This is a genomic window from Mycobacterium persicum, from assembly GCF_002086915.1.
Taxonomy (GTDB): Bacteria; Actinomycetota; Actinomycetes; order Mycobacteriales; family Mycobacteriaceae; genus Mycobacterium; species Mycobacterium persicum.
In genome coordinates this window covers 3,927,851-3,945,174 of the sequence record NZ_MWQA01000001.1, presented here as the reverse complement: position 1 = coordinate 3,945,174, position 17,324 = coordinate 3,927,851, and the positions used below count along the sequence as shown (strand labels likewise).

Sequence of the window (17,324 nt, the reverse complement as noted above, 5' to 3'; positions counted from 1 at the left end):
CTACGCGCACGGGAACAACGCGGCCGCCTCGGCGGCCTGCGCCCACTGCTCGGCGAACAGCCGGCTTACCGCGTCCAGTGCCGGGGTCAGCGGTTCGATGGTCCGCGACACCAGGGCCCGCTCGTCGGTGGCGGCGACCGGATGCCAGTACACGCCGTCGGCGGTGACGGTCACCTCCGGAACCAGCGATTCGCGGCGCAGCGACAACCCCTCGGACGCAACACCTTCCAAGGCGATCGGCCGCACCAGCTGATCCTCGCCGGCGATACCGAGCGCATTGAGGAACTCGTGAAATGCCGCCAGTTCGCCGGGAGCGGGGGCGGCGACCGTCGCGGCCACGCGTACCCGGAAACCCAGCGATAACGCGAAACGGATTCCGGCGACCGCCTTTTCCCACGACCCGCGACCCCGGTGCGAGTCGTGCAGGTCCGGCGTCGCCGAGTCCAGGCTGATCTGCAGGGCGAGCCCATCCCGGGGCAGGGATTCCAGCGCCCGGCGCGCCCGGCCCTTGAACACCATCCCGTTGGTGAGGACGGTGGTGGGCAGCGTCTGGGCACAGGCCGAGATGATCGTGTCGATGTCGGGCAGCAGGAACGGCTCACCGCCGGTGAGGAACAATTCCCGCACCCCCCAGCGCGCGGCTTCACCGACAATGCGGCCGATTCGCTCGGCCCCGAGTTCGCGGTGCGGGGCCTGCGGCGACGACGAGACACAGCAGTAGTCACAGGACAGATTGCAATGAAAGTTGGTATAGAGCCACAGCCGGACCCCGGGCAGCCGGTCGACGCCCAGCACCTCGGCGGGATCCGGTGGATGACCGCGCCGCACCACCACGGTACCGACTCCAACCTCGTCCAGGTCGGCCCGCACTAGAGTGTTTCCGGTTCGGGCGCACCACTTTTCGGCGAGTTCTCGGTCGCGGTGACTGCTGACGGCAACTTCGACGGTGGCGCCCTGCGCAAGCCCGCTCACCTGGCGCATCAAGTCCAGGATCACCATCGCGGGTCGATACCCTGCTCCTCGACAGCTTCGAACAACGGCTGGTATCCGTCCAGGTGCGGCGGCACCCAGCGTCGTAACCCCTCGAGTTCCAATATCTTTCGATGCTCGGGGTTATCCCAGTTCATCGCCAGCAACCGGTCCAGCCATGGTTGGTACCGCTCGGCGGCCAAGGTGTCCAACGCGGTGAACATGCAGTGGCAGTAGCCGTCGGTGCGCCAGACTTCGGCCAGCGATTCCCCCATCAGCTCCGCGGCACCCATCGCCGCCCACGTCGAGCTGCCGATTGCCGCCACGTCCGCCTCCCCGGCCAACACGGCGTCCACCGCGTCCAGCTCGCTGCGGCCGGTGTCGCCGTGTTTGCCGATGTCGGTGTTGAATCGGGTGACGTGCAGGTCCGCCTCCGCGATGCCGGCGCGACGCAGGTAATACAGCGGCAGGATCGCCGCATGCGCGGAGTCGGCGGACCCGAGTGCAACACGTGTTCCGGCAATGTCGCCCGCGCCGTGCAGTCCACTGCCGGCGCGCGCCACGAACACGGTGGTGTAGTCGACGTCGGTGTCCCGCTGCGCCAGCGCGGTGCAGTGCCCACCCGTTTGCAACACGGTGCGCACATAGGCCAGGTTGGTGTTCCAGGCGATGTCGATGTGGCCGGCGATCAGCGAGTCGACCAACCGCCCGTAGTTGGAGTAGAGCACGAAATCCATCTCGGTGTCCGGGCTTTCGGCGTCCCGAAAGTAGCTTCGGATGCCCTCCCAGATCGGGACCACATTCGGCGTGTATGCCACAGCCCCGACAACCAGCGGTTCGGCTGACATATCCCTCCCCTAGAACAGCGGCAGCCCGGTGACGGCCCGGCCGTAGAAGTCGTACAGTGCGTCGGCGGTCGGTGCCATCACCGCCCCGGCCCGAGCGTCGCGGAACGCCCGTTCGATGGGCAGATGCTTGGAGAACGCCGCACCGCCACACACCCGCATCGCCGACTCGGTGATGGTCAGCGCGGCGTCGTTGACCGACGCTTTGACTCCCAGCACATGCGTCAGTGTGGTGTCGTCGGGAGAACTCACCCGATCGGCCACCTGCGCCAGATACGCCTCCTGCGCCGCCAGCCCGGTGCCCATCCGGGCGATCTGGGCGCGGATCGTCGGCAGCTCGGCCAGACTCCCGCCGAGGTGTTCCAGCCGGGCGCTGCTGACGTGCCTGACCGCGGCGCTGGTAGCGGCGGTTGCCAAACCCAGTGACACGGCCGCATTTCCGAGGTTGAACCACGGCAACACTGTTTGCATCATCATGCCGAACCCGCCGCCCGGCGGGCCCACGCCATAGGAGGCGGGCACGCGAATGTCCACCGACATCGGCGCCGAGGCATTGCCGCGCAAACCCATCCCGGTGAAGGTCCCGGTCACCCGCAGGCCCGAGGTGTCCGCCGGAACAGCGTAGAGATCGACGTCTCCGGCGACGCCGCTGACCGAACCGGTGGAGACGACGTAGACGTCGGCGAACCCCGCCGATGTCACCCAGCTTTTGTCGGCCCGCACGACGACGTCGTCCCCGTCGGCGGTCGAGGTGGACACCGGCGCCCAGAAGTGCGACCGAGAACCCTTCTCGCTGAACGCCAACGTGCCCAGTATTTTCCCGGAAGCCATGTCCGCCAACAGATCCGGCAGGCCCGGCGGGGGCGCTGCGGCGACCGCGACGGCCGCCGCCACATGCATCAGATAGATCATGGCGGTCGATCCGCAGGCGGCCGACAGCTGCGCCACTACCTGGGTGAATTCCTTTGGGCTGGCGGCCATTCCACCGACATCGGCCGGTAGCACCAGACCGAGGAGTCCGCTGGCCCGCAGGGCATCCACCGACTCCACCGGAAAGGAACAGTCGGCGTCCACTCGATCGGCGTGTGCTGCGGCGACGGCAACGACTTGCGGCACAACGCCCGACGCGGTCATCACGCCCCTTTCGTCCGGCCGATTCTCGGCCCGGTTGCCAGACTCCCCACCGCCGCACAGACAAAAATTACTGCGGTGGTGTTGGTTCCACCGAGCCACACCGAATTCCCGGCTACTTGGACGTAGATCGAGGCCGCGGCCAGCGCTGCCACCGCGGCGGCCGCGATCGCGATCAAGCGCTGGCCGACCCTGGCCGCTGCCAGCATCGCCAATGCGACCGCGATCAGTACCACGGCTCCACGCAGGTTGTATTGGCCGAGCGAGAATTCCAATGGTCGGATGCCGACGTAGGCGGGCCAACTGCCGGCAAGACCGCGCCACACGGCGATCAGCCCGATCAGTAGCAGCACGGTTGCCCAACCAGCCAGCAACCGCTGCGCTCTCAAACTGACCGCTGATGGCGTGGTCGCGGCGCGCACCGCGTCGACGGCGGCGTACCGGGCCGACGTCACGAAGAGCAAGACGACGTGGATGCCGAGCAGCATCGCGTACGCCCACGGCCATTCCCCGGGCGACTCGGCGACCGAGAGGCCGATGGCCAGTGACTGTCCGATGCCGATCAGGGCGGCCAGCCGCACCGCCGTCCCGGTCAGCAGCAATACCGCGAGTGCGGACTCGGCGACCAGCACCGCCCAACCGAAGGCGGTGAAGTACGGCAGCACCAGGTGTTCGACGGCCCAACTGAACGGTGCGAACACCGGATGTTCGATCGCCAGATGGGTGAAGTGGTACAAACCGCTGTTGCTGCGCTGGCCAAAATCCGGTGGCAGTTTCCAGACCACGTTGTAGAGCCAGATCAACCCGGCCAGCAGCCGCAGACCGGCCAGAGCTATCAGGCCACCGGTCTCCGGCGGCGCCCCGGGTGAAAACAACAGTTCCGTTCCGCGACGCACCCCGGCCGACCTCATGCGTTGCAGTATCACATGCGGCGCAAGGGTCTGCGCGTCGCCACTCTGGCGACGAAGTGCACCGCGACCACCACCAACCAGGACAGCAGGCTGAGCCACAGCTCGGTGCGCGCGGTGCGGTCGAACGCCATTTGCACCAGTACGGCGATGATTCCGGCGACCGTGAGAATCGACAGCGCCGGGAAGAACCACATCTTCACCCTCAGCTTCTCGGCGGGTGTGCGGCGGCGCAGCACAATTTGGGACACCGCGACGAGCAGGTAGACAAACAAGATCACCGCACCTGAGGAGTTGAGCAGGAAGAGGAACACCGTGCCGGGCGCGAGCCACGCCATGACGACACAACCGAACCCCACCGCCGACGAACACAGAATGGCGATGTGCGGTACGCCGCGCCGGCTGACCCTGACCAGAAGTGCCGGCGCCTCGCGCCGGTCGGCAAGCACGAACAACATCCGCGACGCGGTATACAGGCCGGAGTTGAGGCAGGACAACACCGCGGTAAGCACCACCGCATTCATGATCCGGTCCGCGCCCGGAAGACCGAGGTGCTTGAGCGCCGCGACGTACGGCGAGGTGCCGAGTTCCACTGAGTCCCAAGGCAAGATGACGACCACCAGGAAAACCGAGCCGACGAAGAAGATCGCGATCCGCGCCACCACCGAGTTGGTGGCGCGCTGTATCGCATGCTGCGGATCCCGGCTTTCGGCGGCGGCGATGGTGACGACCTCGGCGCCGACCATGGAGAAGATCACCACCACGATGGCCGCGAATACGGCGCCGACACCCTTGGGGAAAAACCCGCCATGCGCGCTGAGGTTGGTGAAATTCATGGCGTGCCCCGGCAGGAAGCCGAGCACGAACGCGGCGCCGACCCCGAGAAAGATCACGATGGTCGCGACTTTGATTCCGGCGAACCAGAATTCGAACTCGCCGAAGGACGACACCGAGACCAGGTTGGTCGCGGTCATCAGCACCATCAGGCATAGCGACAACAGCCACAGTGGCGCGGGAAACCAGTAGTTGAGGACTTTGCCGCCGGCCACCGCCTCGAAACCGACGACGATCACCCAGAAGTACCAATACAGCCAGCCCACGGAAAACCCGGCCCAGCTCCCCAGGGCGGTGTCCGCGTAGTCGGCGAACGACCCGGTCGACGGGTTCGCGGTGGCCATCTCCCCGAGCATTCGCATCACCAGCACGATCAGCACCCCGCACATGGCGTAGGTCAGGAACGCCGCGGGCCCGGTCGCCTGGATCACCACCCCGGAGCCGACGAACAAGCCGGCGCCGATCACCCCGCCGATAGCGATCATGTTGAGCTGACGCTGCGACAGTGCTTGGCGCAGTTGGGAAGTCGTACTCGAATCCGGACGGGCCGGCCCGCACTCGATATCCGTGCGAGCCAGGTGATGCGCTCGGTTCTGCATCCGCCGCATTACCGGACGCTAGCAGTAGTTGCCAGCGACCACCGCCAGTTGGCACGGCACCCCGGGAGCGATCGTGTTCTCATGAACGGTTCGCGCCGCGGCGCCTGCGCAACAGCTTGTCGACGGCCACGACGAGGGTGACAACCGTGGCGACCCCGAAGATCCGCATCCAGGCGGGCGCCCCGATCGGTGCCGTACCGAACACCGTGTTCATCGCGGGTAGATAGGTGATCGCAAGTTGGGCAACGGCCTGCACGGTCACGCCCACGATGATCCAGCGGTTGGAGAAAATGCCGATCCGGAAGGCCGAGTGGGTCAACGACCGACAGCTGAACAGGTAAAAGGCCTCAACCACCACAAAGAGGTTCAGCGCCGCGGTCCGGGCTACTTCGACGCTGGCGCCTTTGCCGATTTCCCATTCGAAAAGCCACCAGGCAGTGGCGACCAGCATGGTGGCGACCAGCAGAATCCGCGCCACCAGCTCGCGGGTCAGCAGCGGCTGGTCAGGATCGCGCGGCGGACGAGTCATGATGCCGGCTTCCTTGGGCTCGAAGGCGAGCATCAGGCCGAGCGCGACGGCGGTGGTCATGTTGATCCACAGAATCTGGGTCGGCAGTATCGGCAGCGCGGCCCCGGCTGCGATCGCCACCAGGATCACCAGTCCCTCCCCGATGTTGGTGGGCAGCGTCCAGGTGATGAACTTCGTCAGGTTGTCGAAGACCCCGCGGCCCTCTTCTACCGCGGCCTCGATGGTGGCGAAATCGTCGTCGGTCAACACCATGTCGGCGGCGTCCTTGGCGACCTCGGTGCCGCCGAGGCCCATCGCGACGCCGATATTGGCCTGCCGCAAGGCCGGTGCGTCGTTGACGCCGTCGCCGGTCATGGCGACCACGTGACCCCGAGCCTGCAACGCCTGCACCAGCCGCAGCTTCTGCTCCGGCGAGACCCTGGCGAACAGCGCGGCCCGGTCCACGGCGTCGGGATACTCGTCGCTACTCAGCGCAGCCAACTCGGCACCGGTGAGCACCGCGCCTGCCGTCGGTTTCTCGTCGTCGAGCAATCCGACCTTGGCCGCGATCGCGGTGGCCGTACCGGCATGGTCGCCGGTGATCATCTTGACCGCGATACCGGCGGTGTGACAGGCCGCCACGGCGGAGGAGGCGGCGGCCCGCGGCGGGTCAAGCATTGCCTGCAGTCCGGTGAACGCCAGCGTGCCCGGCAGCGCATCGTCGTCGAACTCGCCGGGGTCGCCTCCGGCGCGGACGGCGGTGGCCAGTACCCGTAGACCCCGGGCGCTGAGTAGGTCAGCGGCCCGCAACGCCCTCGCGCGGTCCAGCGGACGCAACGCCCCGTCGGCACCCAGCTGCGTGCCGCACAACTCGAGCATCCGCTCCACGGCGCCCTTGGCCAGCACCACGTGATCAGCGCCGTGACGATGCAGGGTGGCCATGTATTGGCGCTCGGAGCTGAACGGGATGGCCGCCACCCGCGGCATGCCGGCGCCGACGCGCTCCACATTGAGACCAGCCTTGGCCGCAACAACCAGCATCGCGCCCTCGGTCGGGTCACCGATAACACTCCAGTGCCCATCGTCGTGGCTGAGTGCCGCGTCGTTGCAGCGCGCACCGGCGATCAGTGACCAGCGCAGTGCCGCATGTTCATCCATCGACACAAGGGCGCCTTCGCGATCCTGCAGGACACCGTCGGGCGCATAGCCCGTTCCGGTCACCTCGACCATGCCGTCGGGGGTCCAGATCATCTGGACGGTCATCTGGTTCTCGGTCAGCGTTCCGGTCTTGTCGCTGCAGATGACGGTGGTGCTGCCCAGCGTCTCCACCGCCGGCAGCCGACGAATCACCGCGCGGCGCTTGGCCATTCGGGCCACACCGATAGCCAGGGTGATGGTGACGGCGGCCGGCAGGCCTTCGGGGATGGCCCCGACCGCGAGGGCGATCGCGGCGGTGAAGGTTTCAACGGCATCCTGGCGGCGCAGCAATCCTGTGGCGAAGGGGGCCGCCGCCCGTGCGAGGATGGCGATGGTCAGGACCTTGCTGAACCAAGCGAGCTTCGCGGTCAGCGGCGTCATCAGGGTTTCCGCGGCACCGACCAGCCGATGAATTTCACCCAGTTCCGTTTCGGCGCCGGTCGCGACGGCGATGCCGGCGCCGTGGCCGGCGGTCACCAGGGTGCCGGAGTAGACCATATTGCGGCGATCCGCGACCGGAGTGGCCTCCGGCAGCGCGACCGCGTCCTTATGGACCGGCACCGACTCTCCGGTGAGCGCTGACTCGTTGACGTGCAGTTCGGTTACCCTTACCAGCCGCAGGTCGGCCGGCACTTTGTCGCCGCTTTCCAACAGCACCAGGTCCCCGGGAACCAGGTCCTCCGACGCCACGGTGTGCTCATGGCCGCCCCGAACCACCTTGGCGTGGGTGCGCACCATCGACCGCAACCCCTCCAGCGCGGCCTCGGCCTTGGATTCTTGGATGAAACCCACGATGGCGTTGACGACAACCACGCCGAAGATCACCGCGGAATCGACGTATTCCCTCAGTCCCGCGGTAATCAGCCCGGCTGCGAGCAGGACGTAGATGAGCGGATGGTGAAACTGCCGCAGAATGCGCACCAACAAGCCGCCCCGCGCAGCCACCGGCAAAGTGTTGGGTCCAAAGCGTTCTAGTCGCTCCGCCGCTTCGCCGCCGGACAGCCCGCGGTGCGGATCGGTCTCCAATAGCAGCACCACTTCGTGCGCTGCCAGACCGTGATGAGCCGTGGATTCCGGCACTCACTTCACCCCTTGCGACCCCTTGCGACCCCTTGCGACCCTTTTCACATTGCCGACGGGGGCCGGCGAACCGCGCGGCCCGGGCCGGCCGATCATGATCCGGCGACGACCTCCCACCCGCCCGGGACGACCATCACCGGTCGATGGGAGTGGTGCACGGTTCCCACGGCTACGCTGCCCAGCACCACGTCTCGCGCGCCGGAACGTCCCCGGGAGCCGACCACCACCAGAGCCGCATCGTGGTCGTCGGCGGCCGCCACCAGTGCTTCCGAGACGGCACGAGCGCGGAGACCGTGACCTCGGTTGACGGTCAACCGGAGAACGTCTGCGGCTGCCGCTCCCGAGGAATCGACCGGCGGTGCGGGCGCTGGGCCATCGCCGACTGATATCAGCAACACATCTCGCTGCGGGCACAGCCGCTGGGCCGTCGCCAACGCCGTAGCGGCGCCGCTCGACCCGTCCCAGCCGACGAGGATCGGCCCGTTGGCCAGCGCTTCGTACTCGGCTGACAGCATCGGATGCGGCACCACGACCACCGGCTTGGGGCAGTAATGCAGCACCATGTCGGACACGCTGCCCAGCACCGCTTGGGTCCCTCCGAGCCCGCGGGCCCCGACAACCACCAGGTCCGCCTGCACATCGTCGACCGCTTGCGCTATTCGCAGCCCCTCCGGACCCCAGGTCCGCTTCAGCAGCGGCTCGGCATGCCACCCGGCGGCGCGCGCCAGCGTCACCCCCATCCCGACGATTCGCTGGGCCTCGCACTCACCCTCGCGCTCGACCATTTCGGCCAGCTCGTTCGCGTCACGAGCCATGGGGCGCAGCCGCCGGCGCACCTTGTCACTCGCGAACGGCGGAACCCACAGATAGGTAATCCACCCGTGCGCCCCGGGAAACAACAACGCACCGGCAGCTATCGCGGCACTCGCCCCCGGCGAACCGTCGTATCCCACAATTGCATCCACCGGCACCGGTGCACCTCCTCACCATGGACGTTAGGCAAACGTCGGCGCCGGTGTCAGGAGGCGTTGGTCCCTAATCGTGTGGTCGCCGGTCACACGCCGGTCGCGCAGCGGCCGTCGGCGCATCTTGTCGTGGCCGGCGGCGACACGAAAGCCGTTGGGCTCATGAGGGTTTGGCGACCAACGTGGCCGCCTCAGTCCAGGCGGGTGGCCACCACGGCCCACACCGGAAGGTGTACCCGGTGGTCCTGCAGCAGCGGCTGCAGCACGTTCAGCTGCCGCATGAGCGGTCGCATGCGCGCGAGCATCTCGTCCTGACTCTCCGAGACCACTTTGGTCATCGCGTCGAAGGTCTGCGGCAGGAAGCGCGCCTGGTAGCTGGTGGCGCCCAGGTAATCCACCCGCCATCCGCCTGCGCCGAGCACCCGGTCGAAGTTGTCCGCCGGTATGCCGGCCCACTGGATGCCGTTGACGTTGTGCGGGCTGAACTCGAACATGTAGAGCCGTGCTCCGGGTTTGGTGGCCCGGTGCAGCGCCTGCGCGTAGCGCGTCTGGGTGGCTTCGTCGCCTAAGAAGACGTGATAGAAGGCGCTGTCCACCACGGTGTCGAACCGGCGCTCGAAACCGTCCAGGCGGGTGGCATCGGCCACCCGGAAGTCGACTGTGACGCCCGCGTGTTCCGCGTTGCGCCTGGCCCGCTCGATGGCCGAAGCTGACCCGTCAATCCCGGTCACCGAAAACCCTTGGGACGCATAGTGAATCGCATGGTAGCCGGGACCCGTGCCCGGGTCGAGGACCTCGCCGCGGATGCCGCCAAAGGCGACCAGCTGCTCGATGACCGGCGGCGGGCCGCCGATGTCCCACGGGATCAAGCCGTCGGTCAGTTCCGGATCGCCGTACAACGGCTCGAAACCGGCAACGTTCACCTCGGTTGTCATGGGATTCTCGCTTCCTTGTCGATGGGGGAACGCACTCCACGTTGTATACGATTGCGTTCACTAAGTTCCCACCATAGCCGAGCTGCGTAAGGAACGCAATCGTCTACAACAAGGTGGCGCGGTCGCGGGTCAGCGCGCTGCCCGCGTGCCGGCTGGCCCGCTAAATATCCTGGCGGGCAAGGTAATCGGTGACGGGCTAATGCGCCGAGACAACCGCCAACGGCACCGGGGCCGGTGGCGACTGACCGTTGGGCCGCGCCCACAGACCCCTGCGCTCGAGCAGCGGCAGCACGCCGTCACCGAACCAGTAGGCCTCTTCCAGGTGCGGATATCCCGACAGGACGAAGTGGGTGATGCCCAACTGCGCATACTCGGCCAGCCGGTCGGCGACCTCGTCGTGGGATCCGACCAGCGCGGTGCCCGCCCCACCGCGCACCAGGCCGACCCCGGCCCACAGGTTGGGCGCGATCACCAGTCGGTCGTTGCTGCCGCCGCGCAGCTCGACCATGCGGCGCTGTCCCTCCGACTCGCTGCGCGCCAGGTTGGCCTGCATCCTGGCGACATCCGCCGGGTCGATACCTTCGAGCAGCCGATCGGCCTCGGCCCAGGCCTGCGCGGAGGTGTCCCGGCTGATCACGTGAATCCGTAAGCCGTACCGCAGAGTTCGGCCGTGCTCGGCCGCCAGCCCGCCGACCCAGTCCAGCTTCTGCCCGACCGCCGCCACCGGCTCGCCCCAGGTGAGGTACACATCGGAATACTTCGCCGCTACCGGCCCGGCGGGGCCCGATGATCCGCCGAAGAACACCGCGGGAACCGGGTCGGGCCGGTTGTTCAGCGCCGCTCCTTCGACACCGATGTGGTCGCCGGTGAAGGTCACCGGCTCACTCGAACTCCACAGTTGTCGCACCACGTGCAGGAACTCGGCGGTGCGGGCATACCGCGACTGTTTGTCCAAGAAGTCCCCGTAGGCGCGCTGCTCGTGCGGTTCGCCGCCGGTGACGACGTTGAGCAGCAGCCGGCCGCCGGACTGGCGTTGGAAGGTGCCAGCCATCTGGGCGGCCAGGGTGGGACTGGTCAGGCCGGGACGCAAGGCGACCAGAAACTTCAGCGTCTCGGTGCGCTCGACCAGCATCGCCGTCGTCAGCCAGGCGTCCTCGCACCACAACCCGGTGGGGGTGAGCACCGCCTCGAAACCGTTGGTTTCGGCGGCCGCGCAGATCTGGTGCAGATACTTCAGCGTCGCGGGCCGGTCGCCACGCATCGCGGTACCGTGCCCACCCGCAACCAGATTGCGTGAATCGCCGTACGTCGGCAGAAACCAATGAAAAGCCAGGCTCATCCGGGTCCTCTTTCTAATACCAAGGCCAACGGCCGAGCTCGCCAACGACGATGGCCGCGCGCGGGTCGCTGACGTTGAGCCGGCCGTGAGCTGCCCTGGTCAGCTCCGATGCCCTACCGCGTGCTGTCCATGATTGAGGCCACACGACCGCCGGCCAAGGGCGAAAACCTCCCCAATCCGAGCGACCGGTGGTGCAAGAGTGTGCATTTGCCGCGTGCGGAGCCCTGGAATCCACGCGGCCGCGGCCCGGCGTCACGATTGGGCTACCGATGCGGCGTGGCTCGCCGGGAAAAACCCTGTCGGGGCGGCATTATGGCCCCGTGGCTGACCTGACCCGTCGCGCGGTGCTGCGGATGGGCGCCGGAGCCAGCGCGGGAGCCGCTGGTGTGTGGGCTCTGAGCGCCTTGCTGGATCCGCTCAAACCCCAGGCGGCGCCACCGCAGGCGCCGGCCCCGTTCGAGCCCCCGGCGGCCGGCAGCAGCTTGCCGACCAAGCTGTCCGGCTCATTCATCTCGGCTGCCCGCGGCGGTATCCAGACGAACTGGGTGATCGCCCTGCCGCCGGGCCAGACCAGGTTGTTGCGGCCGGTCATCGCCCTGCACGGAAAGGACGGCAACGCCGGCATGATGCTCGAGCTCGGCGTCGAGGAGGGGTTGGCCCAGCTGGTCAAGGCGGGTAAGCCGCCGTTCGCGGTGGTCGGTGTCGACGGCGGCAACACCTACTGGCACCGCAGGGCATCCGGCACCGACTCCGGCGCGATGGTGCTCGACGAGCTGCTGCCGCTGCTGGCCTCGATGGGGATGGACACCACCCGGGTGGGATTCCTGGGATGGTCCATGGGTGGATACGGCGCGCTGCTGCTGGGTGCTCGGCTGGGCCCGGCCCGGACGGCTGGAATCTGCGCGATCAGCCCGGCCTTGTACACCTCGTTCACCGGCAGCGCACCCGGCGCGTTCGACAGCTACGACGACTGGGTGGCCCACAGTGTCCTAGGCCTCCCGGCGCTGAACCAGATTCCGCTGCGGGTGGACTGCGGCATCGGCGATCGGTTCTACTTCGCCACGCGGCAGTTCGTCAGCCAATTGAAGACGGCCCCGGCGGGCAGCTTCTCCGCCGGCGGGCATGACACGGACTATTGGCGCGGACAACTGCCCGCCGAGCTGGCCTGGATGGCGTCCTGAAGCCGGCCAGATGACAGCTCCCCCGAAAGACCCCGCCGGCCCGCTCCGTTCAGCTGGGCGGCCCAATCGAGGGATCGCTTTCCGCCCGGACATCGAGGGCTTGCGGGCGGTCGCGGTGGTCGCCGTCGTGCTCTATCACGCCGGCATACCGGGCATCGTCGGCGGCTACATCGGCGTGGACGTCTTCTTCGTCATCTCCGGCTTCCTCATCACCGGCTTGCTGTGGCGCGAGGTGACCACCACCGGTACCGTCCGGCTGGGCCGCTTCTACGGTGCGCGGGCGCGCCGGCTGCTGCCCGCCGCGGCTACCGTCGGCGTGGCCACCGCGATCGGCGCCGCCGCACTGCTGCCGCCCCTGCAAGCGCGGCGGGTCTTCGTCGACGGCATTGCCAGCGCGTTGTATGTCGGCAACTACCGGTTCGCCGGGCAAGGCACCGATTACCTGTCCGCCGACCAGCCCCCGTCGCCCTTCCAGCATTACTGGTCACTGGGCGTCGAGGAACAGTTCTACCTGGTGTGGCCGGCGCTGATCATCGGCACCGGATGGCTGGTCCGACGAGTCGGTCGCGGCACCGGGTCGCGGGCCATGCCGTATGCCGTCGCCCTGGGTTTGGTGGCGGCGGCGTCGCTGGCGGCGGCGGCGGTCTGGACCCGCACGTCGCCGTCGTGGGCGTTCTTCTCGCTGCCCACCCGCGCCTGGGAACTAGCCGCCGGCGGGTTGGTGGCCCTCTCGATCGGTCATTGGCGACGGCTGCCGCTGGCGCCCGCGGCAGTCGTCGGCTGGGGCGGTCTGGCGCTGATCCTGCTGACCTGCACCCAGCTGGGCCCGGGTACTCCCTACCCCGGCACCGCGGCGCTGCTGCCGGTGCTGGGCACCGCGCTGGTGATCGGCAGCGGTTGCGTCACCGGCGCGATGGGAGTCGGTCGCGTGCTGTGCCGTCCGGCCATGCGCGCGATCGGGCGGGTGTCGTACTCGTGGTACCTCTGGCATTGGCCGGTGCTGCTCCTGATGCCGCCGCTGCTCGGCGATTCCGCCGGACTGCCGGCCAGGCTGGCGGCCACCATCGTCTCGGCCGGGCTTGCGGTGATCACGCTGCATCTGGTCGAAAATCCCGGCCGGTTCGCCGCGGCGTTCCGCCGATCCGCCAGGGCGAGCCTGGCACTGGCCGGTGCGACCAGCGCCGTCGCGGCGTGCGCGTCCGCGGTATTGCTGACCGCGATACCGGCACCGGCCGGCCACGGAGCCGCCGCCCCCGAGGCCAAGATCGCCGCGTTACCCTCGGCGGCCGCGAGCGCCAACGCCCCGAGCCCGCGGGAGGCGGCGATCCGGAGTCTCTTCGCCCAGGTGCGCGACGCCGTCGCTGCCGCCGCGGACCTGCGGGCGGTGCCGACGAATCTGAACCCGCCGCTGGCTGCGGCGCCAGGCGACAAGGCCCCCGTCTTCGTCAACGGCTGCCTGCGGTCCTGGCGTGACGTCGGCCAGCGCGAGTGCGCTTCGGCCGACACCGCGTCGGCGACGACCATCGCGCTGGTCGGCGACTCGCATGCCGCCATGTGGGACCCGGCTCTGCAACAGGCCGCCACGCAGCGGCACTGGCGGCTGGAGACGTTGGGCAAAGTGACCTGCCCGCTGCTGGACCTGCCGATCGTCAGCCCGTACCTGGGCCGCAGGTACACCGAGTGCGAACAGTGGCGCGCCGAGATACTCGACCGGCTGCGGGCCGAGCGGCCGCGCCTGGTGGTGCTGGGCATGAGCCGCCGCTACCACGCGGACTTCAGCTTCGCGTCCTACGACCCGGCGTGGATCGATGCGCTGTTCCGGACGGTGGCCCAGCTGCGCAGCAACGGTTCGGCGGTGCTGGTGCTGGGCCCGGTCGCCGATCCGCATTCTTCGGTGCCGACGTGCCTTTCCGCCCACTTGGACGACGCACGCGGCTGCGCGCCCCTTCGGTCGGTGGCCGCCAATGGCGACGGTATCGCCGCCGAGCAGGCGGCCACCGCAGCCGCCGGCGGCCACTATGCGGATCTGACCGATCTATTTTGCAGCACCGAGCGATGCCCGGTGATCGTGGGCAACACCCTGGTGTTCCGCGACGACAACCACGTGACAACCGAGTACTCGCAGCTGCTGACACCGGTTATCGGGGCGCTGGCCGATCGCGCCCTGGCCGAAGGGTGACGTTGGATTACGACACGGATGAATTTCTTTGCGAATGAACCACATAACCACGCAGAACGTGTTATCACTGAAGGAGTCTTGGAGGTTTCGAGATGAGTCCGTTGATGGTGATATTTGTGACGGCGCTTACGCCAGTCGCCGGACTCGGTCTCGTGCAATTGCAAGCGCGCCTTGAGCGTTGGGACTACGAAAGGCACGCGGAAGACTGAGTGGCGACCCCTACCACCTTGTGCGGCTGAAGATTTGGACGAAAATCAGCCCGCTCATCGCGGTAACTGCGCGCGAATGAGCGGTGCGATCTTGTCCGCCAGATATTGATGCCCGGCGTCGGTGGGGTGCACGCCGTCCGCGCCGATCAACTCGGGCCTGTCCACGAACCAGCCGTCGCCGATTGGATCGACGAATGCTGCTCCCGCGGCGTGCGCCGCAGCGTTGAGCACGTCGCGAATCTGCAGCACCGAGTCGGGGACCTCGGCGGCGGGCCACGGCGGCCCGATCACCAGCAACCTCGCCGACGGCGCCAAGCGGCGGGCCAGATCGAAAGTCGCGCCGGCCTTTTCGGCCAGCAATTGCGGCTCGACACCCGCGTCGTTGCGGGACCCGAAGAACACCACCAGCACATCGTCGGGCTTGACCGCCCTAGCGGTCAGATCCTCGAAGACGCTGCCATGGTCACCGGGCACCCCGTAACCGGCTCGGCCCTCGGCCGCCACATCGGGGGCAATCCGCTCTCCGGCACGAGCCAGCGCCTGCCAGGCGCGCGCCGTCCACGACGTGGCGCCCAAGCCTCCCTCGTCGGTGCCGGCGGTATAGGAGTCGCCGATCACCGCGAGGTGGGTGAGCCGGAAATCCATGGTCAACGGGCGGTAGCCGGGGGCTGCCGGGGTCGCGGCGGCCACCAGAGTCAGACCAATGATGAACATGGCCACCCGACTCACTACCAAACCTCCGCTGGGATACGGCGCCGTCATCGTACGAGGAATCTCGGCGAACTTGCCGTCGACGCGCTGCAACCGTCACCCCGCGCGGGCCGAAACCGCTTCCCGCGCACCGTCGATCGGATGAAGCGTGGCGCTCGTCGACTCAGCGGATTCGCTTTTCCGGTGCACTGCTCTTACATCTACCATCTTGCGCATCCAGCGGCGCGCGGGCTCCTCGACGAAGTGATACAGCAGGATCGAGGCGCCCACGGCGATCGCCAGCAGGCCGATGATGTTCCATTTCCACGGGTTGTCCTGCGGCGTCAGATCGAATTGGAGAACGGCCCAGCCCCACCCGGTGTGCACCAGCTCATGCACCATGTACAGGCAAAATGAGATTTGCCCGCCGTAAACCATCAGCCGCGTCGACAGCAGTCCCGGTAGGCTGCCCAGGCCGACCGCCAGCGTGATCACCAGCGGAACGAACAGCACGTCGACCACGCCGCCGCTGTCTACGACTCCGGTGATGGGATGCGCGTCCAACCAGTACATGACGGCCACCATGACCGCGATCAGCAGCAGGGAAAGGTATCCGGCCACCCGGCGGGCACGATCGGACAGCCGCAACCGGCGCACCGCGGCACAGGCCAGCGCCCCCGCGATGAACTGTGTGACGATGCGCGGCAGCCAACTCCACGGCGTGTAGAACTGGCCGCTGGCCAGCAGCAGCAGCACCGGCGGCAACGACGCGGCGAAAGCCAGCAGCATCAGGCTGCGGGCGCGGGTAACGCGTTCCATTCGCAAGATCACCAGGATGAGCACACCGAACAGCAGGTAGGCCAGCCATTCGGCGCTGATCGACCAGGCCGGGCCGTCCCAACTGGACCCGTCGAAGAACGGCTGAAACCACAACTGCACCAACAGGATCTGCCGGAGGTAGCTGATAGCGGTGAGATCTCTCACTTCCGGCAGCGGCACATGCCCGACGTGCAGGCTCAAGATCACCAGCAGTGCGGCCAGGTGCAAGGTGACCAGGTAGACCGGCCACACCCGGGCCAGCCGCAACCACAGGAAATGCACGGTGGCGCGGGTCGACCAGGACCTGCCCATCCGGTCGAGGTAGTTCCAGGTCAGCACAAAGCCACTGAGAATGAAGAACAGGTCGACGCCCTGGGCACCGCAGTTGAGCACCGGCGCGAGCGCGTCACGGAAATCCGGCGATGCATCGCCCAGCATCGGCCGGAAGTGAAACAGCACGACCCATACCGCGGCGATGATGCGAAGTCCGGTCAGCGACTTGATCTCCCCGCGGATCTCACCCCTGATGTCTGCGGTGATATCTCCGGTGCGCACGACGCTCTTTCCGTCTGGACTCTGCTGTTTCGTCATCCAATGCCCGACTCCGCCCCGCAAGCTCCCCGACGGGCGGTGGTGCCGGTGCCCCACCTCGCTACGTGGCGCGCATTGTCGTCGGGCGTGCGCCTGCTGCTTCGGCTGAGCGGGCGACCCGCCTGTTCTCTGGCCCGCCGACTGGGCGATGGGCAGCCATCGCAGCCTAACAGCGAGACGCTCCCGACGGCACCGGCGCATCCTGGGAGATTGCCGTAAAAAACCGCCGCCCCGGTGCGACCGACGTTGCTGGAGGCTCGGCAACTTCCGCGAAAATCGCTCTTAGCAAAGAGTTAAACGCGGCTTTCGGTCTCCTTATGTTTGCGGGTTAGCGTTGGTGGCCAG

The 17,324-nt window shown here is 67.7% G+C and carries 13 protein-coding genes; 2 read left to right on the top strand and 11 right to left on the bottom strand.

Annotation, left to right across the window (positions count from 1 at the left end):
- The 9 genes from B4U45_RS17980 to B4U45_RS17940 form a co-directional block, all read right to left on the bottom strand.
- A complete protein-coding gene (locus tag B4U45_RS17980; protein ID WP_089025034.1) occupies positions 1–996 on the bottom strand; it encodes an Rv1681 family radical SAM protein in 996 nt (331 codons plus the stop codon).
- Entirely contained in the window at positions 993–1,817 is an 825-nt protein-coding gene (locus B4U45_RS17975; RefSeq protein WP_075546921.1) for an Rv1680 family SBP-like protein, read from the bottom strand. The genes B4U45_RS17980 and B4U45_RS17975 overlap by 4 nt, the downstream gene beginning before the upstream one ends.
- A gap of 9 nt (positions 1,818–1,826) precedes the next feature.
- Positions 1,827–2,948 (bottom strand): Rv1679 family acyl-CoA dehydrogenase, encoded by a 1,122-nt coding sequence (fadE16, locus tag B4U45_RS17970; protein WP_075546922.1) that lies wholly within the window; start codon positions 2,946–2,948, stop codon positions 1,827–1,829.
- Positions 2,948–3,856: an Rv1678 family membrane protein gene (locus B4U45_RS17965; RefSeq protein ID WP_219859474.1), complete on the bottom strand. Its 909-nt coding sequence runs from the start codon at positions 3,854–3,856 to the stop codon at positions 2,948–2,950. The genes fadE16 and B4U45_RS17965 overlap by 1 nt, the downstream gene beginning before the upstream one ends.
- Positions 3,857–3,867: 11 nt before the next feature.
- Positions 3,868–5,295: an amino acid permease gene (locus B4U45_RS17960; protein ID WP_241780243.1), complete on the bottom strand. Its 1,428-nt coding sequence runs from the start codon at positions 5,293–5,295 to the stop codon at positions 3,868–3,870.
- A 70-nt stretch (positions 5,296–5,365) separates the two neighbouring features.
- Positions 5,366–8,071: a cation-transporting P-type ATPase gene (locus B4U45_RS17955; protein WP_219859473.1), complete on the bottom strand. Its 2,706-nt coding sequence runs from the start codon at positions 8,069–8,071 to the stop codon at positions 5,366–5,368.
- A gap of 92 nt (positions 8,072–8,163) precedes the next feature.
- Positions 8,164–9,042 carry a universal stress protein gene (locus B4U45_RS17950; RefSeq protein ID WP_075546924.1) on the bottom strand — a complete coding sequence of 293 codons (879 nt, stop codon included), beginning with the start codon at positions 9,040–9,042 and terminating at the stop codon, positions 8,164–8,166.
- Between the two features lie 185 nt (positions 9,043–9,227).
- Positions 9,228–9,971 (bottom strand): class I SAM-dependent methyltransferase, encoded by a 744-nt coding sequence (locus B4U45_RS17945; protein WP_075546925.1) that lies wholly within the window; start codon positions 9,969–9,971, stop codon positions 9,228–9,230.
- A 196-nt stretch (positions 9,972–10,167) separates the two neighbouring features.
- Positions 10,168–11,310, bottom strand: coding sequence for an LLM class flavin-dependent oxidoreductase (locus tag B4U45_RS17940; protein ID WP_083153819.1), 1,143 nt, complete (start codon positions 11,308–11,310; stop codon positions 10,168–10,170).
- 269 nt (positions 11,311–11,579) lie between these two features.
- Between B4U45_RS17940 and B4U45_RS17935 the strand changes: the two genes are divergently transcribed.
- Positions 11,580–12,491 carry an alpha/beta hydrolase gene (locus B4U45_RS17935; RefSeq protein ID WP_075546959.1) on the top strand — a complete coding sequence of 304 codons (912 nt, stop codon included), beginning with the start codon at positions 11,580–11,582 and terminating at the stop codon, positions 12,489–12,491.
- Between the two features lie 10 nt (positions 12,492–12,501).
- A complete protein-coding gene (locus B4U45_RS17930) occupies positions 12,502–14,670 on the top strand; it encodes an acyltransferase family protein (protein WP_075546927.1) in 2,169 nt (722 codons plus the stop codon).
- A 263-nt stretch (positions 14,671–14,933) separates the two neighbouring features.
- Here B4U45_RS17930 and B4U45_RS17925 read toward each other — a convergent pair whose 3' ends face one another.
- A complete protein-coding gene (locus B4U45_RS17925; RefSeq protein WP_371686803.1) occupies positions 14,934–15,593 on the bottom strand; it encodes an Rv0518 family GDSL lipase in 660 nt (219 codons plus the stop codon).
- Positions 15,594–15,686: 93 nt separating this feature from the next.
- Complete coding sequence (locus B4U45_RS17920; RefSeq protein ID WP_371686801.1) at positions 15,687–16,904, bottom strand: acyltransferase family protein; 1,218 nt, start codon at positions 16,902–16,904, stop codon at positions 15,687–15,689.
- Between the last annotated feature and the right edge of the window lie 420 nt (positions 16,905–17,324).